Genomic DNA, 7,891 nt, shown 5'->3' with positions numbered 1-7,891 from the left:
GCAGCGTCAGATGTGTATAAGAGACAGGACATTCCCTGCATACCCTTAGGTATGTTCACCATACTGAGCTGTTCGCGGATTCCGGCAAACACGATAAGCGCAAGCGCAAAACCAAGAGCAGTAGCAAATGCATAAACAACACCTGTAAGCAAATCGAAATCGTTCTGGATTACGAGGATTGTAACACCGAGGATACAGCAGTTGGTTGTTATAAGAGGAAGGAATACTCCAAGTGCCTGATAGAGCGATGGAGAAACCTTCTTGAGGATAATCTCTACCATCTGTACCAACGCAGCGATGACAAGGATGAACGCAATGGTCTGAAGATATCCGAGGCCGAAAGCATCGAGGACAAACTTCTGGATGACGTAAGTAACGATAGTCGCAAGAACCAACACGAATGCTACTGCCGCACCCATACCCATAGCTGTTTCAACTTTCTTTGATACGCCTAAGAACGGGCAGATACCAAGGAACTGTGACAACACGATGTTGTTCACAAATATAGCTGTAATAAATATCAATATATATTCCATATAAAAAGTCTTTTAAGGGTTATGCTTTCTTCAAGCGGTTTACAATAGCAATCAGATAGCCCAATACGATGAAGGCACCCGGTGCAAGGACGAATATCAGCATACCATACTGTTCCGGCATTATTGCGATATTGAAAATCTTGCCTGTTCCGAGGAATTCACGTACACCGCCGAGCAATGTCAGGGCGATAGTGAAACCAAGTCCCATACCAAGTCCGTCGAACAATGAGGCTACAGGATTGTTCTTTGCAGCAAAAGCCTCAGCACGTCCAAGAAGGATACAGTTCACCACGATAAGCGGAATGAACAGACCCAGAGTAGCGTAGAGGGCAGGAACGTATGCCTGCATTACCATCTGCAGAACAGTCACGAACGATGCGATGACAACGATGAAGATAGGAATACGAACCATGTCAGGAACAAGTTTCTTGATAGAAGATATTACAATGTTTGAACAGATTAGCACGAACATTGTAGCAAGTCCCATACCCATACCGTTGATGGCAGAAGATGTTGTACCCAAAGTAGGACACATACCCAAAAGGAGAACGAAAGTAGGATTTTCCTTAACGATTCCGTTCATCAATACTTTAAAATTATTCATAATCTTACTCCTCTCCTGTTTATTTGTTTTCTACATTTTCAGTTTTCTCTTCAGCAGCAGCCTGCTGTGTTGCACCGCTTGTACCGTCAACATGCTGGTTCTTATATGCTCCGTATGCGCTGTTCACTGCAGCAAGGAATGCTCTTGTAGTGATAGTAGAAGCTGTGATGGCATCTATCTGACCACCGTCCTTTGACACTACCAGAGGAGCTTCGCCGGGATTCTTGCCTGTGATATCGCCTTTGGCACCTTTCTTGAACCAGTCGGCAGCCTTAGAACCCAATCCCGGAGTTTCAGCGTGGCTCAACAATGAATAGTCGATGATGTTTCCTTCAACATCGAAACCGACAAGGACTTTCAGTTCGCCACCGAATCCCATAGATGAAGATTCTACTGCAGCACCGATAAACTCGCCACCTTTTGTAGCCTTGTAAATCTTGTATGAAACACCGTCAACATCTATTGTCTCAGGAGCTTCGGCAGGGTTATTGTCGAAACCAGGAACTACCACTGCTATAGCGTCGCTCAATGTCTTTGCATTGGCCTGTGCTATAGGTTCGGCAGTCACTTCGTTCACCCAGCCCAATATTGCTCCGGCCACTACAGAGAAGCCTGTCAGGGCGAGAGCCATATTCTTCAATGATGATTCTAACTTTTTCATTTCTTTACTACCTCCCCGAATCTTTTAGGTTTGCAATAAGTATTGATAAGCGGAGTGAATGCGTTCATGATGAAGATAGCGAACGACATACCTTCCGGATAGGCACCGAAAGTACGGATAAGTACTGTAAGGAAACCTATGGCAATACCGTAGATAATCATGCCTTTGTGGTTCATAGGCGATGTAACATAGTCTGTAGCCATGAAGATGGCACCCAGCATAAGACCACCTGTGAACAGATGAGTAAGTCCGTCAGCATATTTGGCAGGGTCAACCAGGTTAAGCAGTGTAGCGAATACGAACACTGTTACGATGATTGATACAGGGATATGCCATGTGATGATTTTCTTCCACAACATATATACCAAACCTAACAGCAATGCCAATGCACTGATTTCACCGATACATCCCGGATTGTTACCGAGGAACAGATCCATAGTAGAAGGAAGCTGTTCGAGAGCAGTAGCATCACCTTTTACAGCCATTTTCATCAGAGCAAGAGGAGTGGCAGTTGTCTCAGCGTCTGTATAAGCAGTTAGCTGACCTGCTACCGGCCATGAAGTCATCTGTACAGGGAAAGAGATAAGCAGGAAGATACGTCCAACCAATGCAGGGTTGAAAGGGTTGCATCCCAATCCGCCGAATGTCATCTTACCGATACCGATTGCCACAAGGGCACCGATGATGATAATCCACAAAGGAAGGTTTGATGGAAGGTTGAAGGCAAGCAACAGACCTGTAAGTGCTGCCGAGCCGTCAAGTATGGTTGTACGTTCGCGTTTCAGAATGAACTTGGTAATCGCCCATTCAAAGAACAAGCACGCTGCAACAGATGTGAGCGTAACGATTACAGCCCCAAGACCGAACATATAGAATGACACGAGCAAGGCAGGTATCAAGGCTATAATTACACCGTACATGTTTTTCTGTACGCTGTCGCCGCTGTGTACATGGGGTGATAAAGATACTATTAATTTATTAGCCATAGTTATTCGATAAATTTCGATTGATTATTTTTTAGCATTGCGTGCACGGATAATCGCACCTACTTTGCCTTTACCTAAACGGATATAGTCGAGCATAGGACGGCGTGAAGGACATGTGAACTGACATGAACCACACTCTATACATGACATAATCATTTCTTTCTCTACGCGTTCCCAGTCGCCATGAGCTGATGCTGTTGCAAGAAGGAACGGTTCAAGTCCCATAGGACATGCGCTTACGCATTTTGCACAGCGGATACATGGCATAGCCTCTGCACGTGCAGCCTCCTTATCGTTCATGATAAGAACGCCTGAGCTACCCTTGCAGATAGGAACTTCTGTGTTGGCAAGTGCCTTACCCATCATAGGACCACCACCGATTACCTTTCCTGTATCCTCAGGCAGACCTCCGGCAGCTTCGATAAGCCGGCTCATCGGTGTACCCATACGTGTCAGGAAGTTTGAAGGGTTCTTCAGTGATTTACCTGTCACTGTAACCACACGTTCGAACAACGGTTTGTTCTTCTGTACAGCCTCATAAACAGCATATGCAGTACCTACGTTCTGAACTACGGCACCCACGTTGATAGGAATTGCAGGAGGAGCAGGAACCTGACGGCCGATAACAGCGTCGATAAGCTGTTTTTCACCTCCCTGAGGGTATTTCACTTTCAGAGGAACTACCTCAATGCCTTTGTACCGGGCAGCCTTTTCTGTCATCAGCTTGATGGCATCAGGCTTGTTGTTCTCTATACCGATGTAAGCCTTGTCCACCTTTACGGCTTTCATAAGAATCTGTACACCTACCAGGATTTCGTCAGCTTTTTCAAGCATCAGACGGTGGTCGGCAGTAAGATAAGGCTCACACTCTACTGCGTTGATGATAACACATTCAGCCTTGCATCCAGGAGGAGGAGTAAGCTTGACATGAGTTGGGAAACATGCACCACCCATACCTACTACACCTGCGTTCTTTATCTTGGCTACTATTTCTTCCGGAGTAAGGTTGCATTCCTTAACCAATTCTGTACTGCGGTCGATTGATTCTTCCCATTCGTCACCTTCCACGTCTATGAAGATAGCCGGTTTGCGGTAACCGCTGGCATCGATAACGCTGTCCACCTTGTTCACCTTACCTGATACTGAAGAGTAGATAGCAGCCGACACGAAACCGCCTGCTTCGGCAATCTTTGTACCAACCTTCACTACGTCACCTTTCTTTACGATGGCTGTAGCCGGTGCACCTATATGCTGAGACAAAGGGAAAACAGCCTGTTTGGGGAGGGCAAGCGTTTCTATCGCCTTGCCTGCCGACAATTTGTTTTCTGCCGGATGGACTCCACCTATTCTAAATGTTTTCACGTTTATATCGTTTAATATTGTTACTAATCGGATTAATTATGCTTCTGCCTTTGGAGCATCCTGTGCAGGAGTCTCTGCTTTAGGCTGTTCTGTTACCGGCTCTGCTTTTGGAGCAACAGTTTCAGCTTTTGGAGCTGTAGTTTCAGCCTTTGGAGCTGCTTCTTCAGCAGGTTTTGCCTTTCTTGGAGGGAAGTTCACAGCGATAATTGCATTCTGAGGACATTCCATTTCGCACTTGCGGCATGACTTACATTTTGCAGGGTCGATGTAAGCAAGATTGTTTTCAAGAGTGATAGCCTCGAACGGACAAACCTTCACACACTTGCCGCAACCGATACATGCAGCAGCACAAGCCTTGCGGGCAACAGCACCCTTATCCTTGTTGACGCACTGAACGTAAACACGGCGGTTGTTCTTACCTTTAGGACGGATTTCGATGATTGAACGAGGACATGCCTTTGCACAAGCACCGCAGGCAGTACACTTGCTTTCGTTCACTTCAGGAAGTCCTGTTTCAGGATTCATCTTGATGGCACCGAATGTACAGGCCGACACACAGTCGCCACAGCCAAGACATCCGAATGTACATCCTGTCTCACCACCGTAAGTAGAGTTAGCCACTACACATGAGCGTACACCGTCGTACTGAGTAAGTTTAGGACGGTTGGCACATGTACCATTACATCTCACCACTGCTACCTTAGGTTCTGAAGCTGCAGCTTCAAGACCAAGAATGGCAGCTACTTTCTCCATTGTGGGCTGTCCGCCTACAGGACACAGTTTACCTTCGAGTGAACCGGCTTTCACGCAAGCAGCGGCAAAACCCGAACATCCCGGATAACCACATCCACCGCAGTTAGCCTGAGGAAGCACTTCGCTTACCTGGGCAATTCGCGGATCTTCGTACACAGCGAATTTCTTAGATGCCGCATACAGAATTACTGCTGCAACCAAGCCGATGGCTCCCAATGAAATTACTGCAATTAAAATTAAATCCATAAATTAAAGTTAGTTTATTAATTATTTATTGTTTCCAATGTAAATGAAAATGTCCTGCTTATTCTGTTCCTCAAAAGATATATTATAATATAATAAGGTATAAGGGTACATAATGAAACTAAAGCCGATGCAGCCTCATCTCCGTCTGTAACTCTCATAGTAACGAACAGTGCAGCCAAGAGTACAATAAATGGGAGCACGAATGCCAGTACCACGGCTTTCATACCCATAGAAGTAGTGCCGCAAACCATCACCTCCTGCCCTACCGAGCAGCAGTCCGCACTTTCCTTATCATGTATATCGATTATTTTTTCCTTGGTCTCCGAAATATTACAGTGACCTTTCACGCTGCACGACGAACAAGCCGAGCTCTGAAGAATCTTGACCCTAACGTGAGAGCCGTCTATGCTTTCCACAATACCAAGGTGTTTTATATTATTATTCATTTTGCAAACTACACATTACAAATATGCAGCAAATGTACAACAAATTTTCAATTCCCGTTATCGTTAACGGATTTTTTTTTGTGAAAAAAATCCAATTCAGAAGTACTTGCAGGGCATAATGATAAAAAAATACAAAAAAGAGCCATATCCAGTGAACAAACCGACCGTTGTGGCAGGAATATTGAGAATAAGGCTCTTTTCATATCGGATGTGCTGAAACAGCTGCATAAACGCGCCGTTCCGGAAGCCGTGACACGTTCGTGTTCCGCTTTATTAAATTAAACAAGTGAATTGATATACTCTCTCATCTCGCCCACTGCGGCCTTGGCTTCTTTATAGAGTTTATACTGGGCAAGAGTTCTGACATAATTATGTTCAGGATATTTAATCTGATAATAAGTGTCGCCATTGATATAGTCAGTGAGGAAACGCACTGCCTGCATGTATGGGAACAATGTTACCGCATAAGGAAGCAGTTCTATTTCCAGCGGAGTGAGGAAACATTTTGCAGACTCGATATATCCTTTTGCAAATGATTTGAAAATCTCGAAATTGAACTTCACGTTGTCAAGGTTCTTATCGTCTTCCTGACCTGTATTGGCAGCCGAGCGAAGGAAATCGCCGAAATCAGAGAACACGAAGCTTGACATCACCGTGTCAAGGTCGATGATACAAAGAACGTTTCCTTCCTTGTCGAAAAGCATGTTGCTCACCTTTGTATCGCAGTGGCAGATACGCTTAGGGAGCTTTCCTTCGCGGTAATATCTTTCGGCACAACACATTTCGTATGCATCCTTCTCAATCTCTGCTACAATATCACGTACCTTGTCCATACGTCCTGCGGCATCAGCCTCAACAGCATCGTGCAGCTGCTTCATTCTGAACTCCATATTATGGAAGTCTGGGATAGTTTCTTCAAGCTGACAAGGAAGGTCGGACAACATAGCTTCGAACTCACCAAACTTAAGTCCAACAAGATATGAAGATTCCGGAGTAACGGCATCAAGAGTGAGTGAGCCTTCGACGAATACGCAAGCACGCCAGTACTTTTCGCCGTCAAAATAATAAGTCTTGCCTTCATCAGTCACAGCAAAGCGAAGAACTTTTCTGTCAAGGTCTTTCTCGCCTGCAGCTTCAAGTTTCTTGCGGATATGATTTGTCACACACTCGATATTGTTCTGCAACAAATCCACATTCTTGAAAATATTGTGGTTGATGCACTGAAGAATAAAATTAGGAGTACCTTCCTTAGTAGTTACAAGATAAGTTTGATTGATAAGACCGGCAGTCAAAGGCTTGACCGATTCAACATTTGTGATTTCCGGAAATTTTTCAATGATTTGATTTAATGAATTCATGGTTATAACAAGTTTAAAAAAATTTCATTCTATATAAATTGCTATCGCCGGATAGCAAAATACCAATTATTTTCAGTCTTAGATTTATTTACATGCCACAAAGATAGAAGTTTTTTATTTATCTGCGTATTTTTTATTTGCATTTCTTTGTCATTAAAATAAAACTTTATAGTTTTGCGCCAGAACTTTAAAATTTGAAAGCAACATGAAGACCACTGGAAAATCTCTCTTTACATTATTAATTATAATGTTGACATGCGGAATATCATACGCAGAAAACTTCAATCGCCCTGAATCTGAAAATTACGTCAAAGGGGTTACAGCATTAAACAATGGTGATATAGAAAATGCATACAAACTGCTGAATGCAGAAATAGAGAATAATCCTGACAACGGATATGCGCACTGCTACATGTCGCTCATATGTAATGCATGTGATGACATCGTATTGGCCATGCAGGCTGCAAATTCAAGTATAGAACTCATCCCGGAAAGCGACAACGAATACCGTTCGTTCGCATATTATACAAGAAGTATCCTCTGGGGCAACCTCGGAAAATGGGATAAGGCTATTGACGACATCACAAAGTCTATAGAAATCAATCCTAACGATGCTGAAAGCTTCAAGACAAGAGCAGAGATATATGTAAACACAAAGCATTACGAAGAAGCCATCGACGACCTGAATCACGCATTAACCATAGACAGCAATACTGACGTGACAGACCTGATGATGAAACTTATTGAATCTGTTCCGACAGACGAACTGGCTGAAAAAGTAACTAATGTAATGGGACTTATGTCGCTTAAATAAAATATCTTATAAAAATATATGTTTATCAGCCGTTCAGCGGCTGTTTACTGAACGTTCACTGAACACACGGTAAACTGTCTTTTCCTGATTTTGGTTGACTGTTATAATGTCATTACCACTGATTA

Annotated in this window: 9 protein-coding genes; 1 reads left to right on the top strand and 8 read right to left on the bottom strand. The window is 43.8% G+C overall.

Going from position 1 to position 7,891, the window contains the following annotated elements; genetic code table 11:
- From QZ379_RS06910 to QZ379_RS06875, 8 genes are all read right to left on the bottom strand, one after another.
- On the bottom strand, positions 1-536 hold a 536-nt coding region (locus QZ379_RS06910; RefSeq protein WP_291562262.1), incomplete at its 3' end, for an RnfABCDGE type electron transport complex subunit A.
- 19 nt (positions 537-555) lie between these two features.
- Positions 556-1,140: an electron transport complex subunit RsxE gene (locus tag QZ379_RS06905; RefSeq protein WP_291562259.1), complete on the bottom strand. Its 585-nt coding sequence runs from the start codon at positions 1,138-1,140 to the stop codon at positions 556-558.
- A gap of 19 nt (positions 1,141-1,159) precedes the next feature.
- Positions 1,160-1,801, bottom strand: a complete 642-nt coding sequence (locus tag QZ379_RS06900) for an RnfABCDGE type electron transport complex subunit G (RefSeq protein WP_291562256.1) — start codon at positions 1,799-1,801, stop codon at positions 1,160-1,162.
- Positions 1,798-2,787, bottom strand: coding sequence for an RnfABCDGE type electron transport complex subunit D (locus QZ379_RS06895; protein WP_291562253.1), 990 nt, complete (start codon positions 2,785-2,787; stop codon positions 1,798-1,800). The genes QZ379_RS06900 and QZ379_RS06895 overlap by 4 nt, the downstream gene beginning before the upstream one ends.
- A 24-nt stretch (positions 2,788-2,811) precedes the next feature.
- Positions 2,812-4,149, bottom strand: coding sequence for an electron transport complex subunit RsxC (gene rsxC, locus QZ379_RS06890; protein WP_291562250.1), 1,338 nt, complete (start codon positions 4,147-4,149; stop codon positions 2,812-2,814).
- A 36-nt stretch (positions 4,150-4,185) separates the two neighbouring features.
- Positions 4,186-5,148, bottom strand: coding sequence for a Fe-S cluster domain-containing protein (locus QZ379_RS06885; protein ID WP_291562247.1), 963 nt, complete (start codon positions 5,146-5,148; stop codon positions 4,186-4,188).
- Between the two features lie 17 nt (positions 5,149-5,165).
- Positions 5,166-5,594 (bottom strand): SoxR reducing system RseC family protein, encoded by a 429-nt coding sequence (locus tag QZ379_RS06880; protein WP_291562244.1) that lies wholly within the window; start codon positions 5,592-5,594, stop codon positions 5,166-5,168.
- A gap of 278 nt (positions 5,595-5,872) precedes the next feature.
- Positions 5,873-6,952 (bottom strand): aminoglycoside phosphotransferase family protein, encoded by a 1,080-nt coding sequence (locus tag QZ379_RS06875; protein ID WP_291562241.1) that lies wholly within the window; start codon positions 6,950-6,952, stop codon positions 5,873-5,875.
- Positions 6,953-7,157: 205 nt separating this feature from the next.
- Here QZ379_RS06875 and QZ379_RS06870 point away from each other — a divergent pair, with 205 nt between their 5' ends.
- The gene (locus QZ379_RS06870) at positions 7,158-7,766 is read left to right on the top strand and encodes a tetratricopeptide repeat protein (RefSeq protein WP_291562238.1); all 609 of its coding nucleotides are present in this window, start codon (positions 7,158-7,160) and stop codon (positions 7,764-7,766) included.
- Positions 7,767-7,891 lie beyond the last annotated feature (125 nt).

Origin of the sequence: Bacteroides sp. (assembly GCF_019417265.1) — a bacterium.
Lineage (GTDB): Bacteria > Bacteroidota > Bacteroidia > Bacteroidales > Bacteroidaceae > Phocaeicola.
This window is presented reverse-complemented; position numbering and strand designations above follow the sequence as displayed.